General features: G+C 75.3%; 1 protein-coding gene. It reads left to right on the top strand.

Annotated elements, in window-relative coordinates:
* The coding region (locus tag V5O49_RS00280; RefSeq protein WP_332900467.1) for a hypothetical protein at positions 1-361 on the top strand (361 nt) is incomplete at both ends.

The raw sequence follows: 361 nt of genomic DNA, 5'->3' as shown, positions 1-361 counted from the left end.
CTCGCCGTCCCTGTACGACGAGGAGACGGCGGAGATCGTCGCGACGCTCTTCGCCGAGGACTTCGAGACCTTCGGCTACCGGCCGGTCGAGGCGGGCCGGGGTGAGCTCGGCGGCTGGGTCGGCAACGCCCGGCCGTACCTCGCGGCGATCCCCGAGATCGCCGACCGCCACGAACGGATCGCGGTCCTGCACCGCAGCGCCCACCGTCGGCGCCGATCGTCCGAGGGCGACTCACCCACCGAGAGCGACTCCGCGGCCGAGGGTTCGCCGCTCCGCGGGCCGGAGCCCACCGACGTCACGTCGCCGACCGAGCCCGCGCCGGACGCAGGCGACGGCACGCCCGACACCGTGACGGACCCC

This window comes from Isoptericola haloaureus, assembly GCF_036689775.1.
In the GTDB taxonomy this organism is placed as follows: domain Bacteria; phylum Actinomycetota; class Actinomycetes; order Actinomycetales; family Cellulomonadaceae; genus Isoptericola; species Isoptericola haloaureus.
This window is presented reverse-complemented; position numbering and strand designations above follow the sequence as displayed.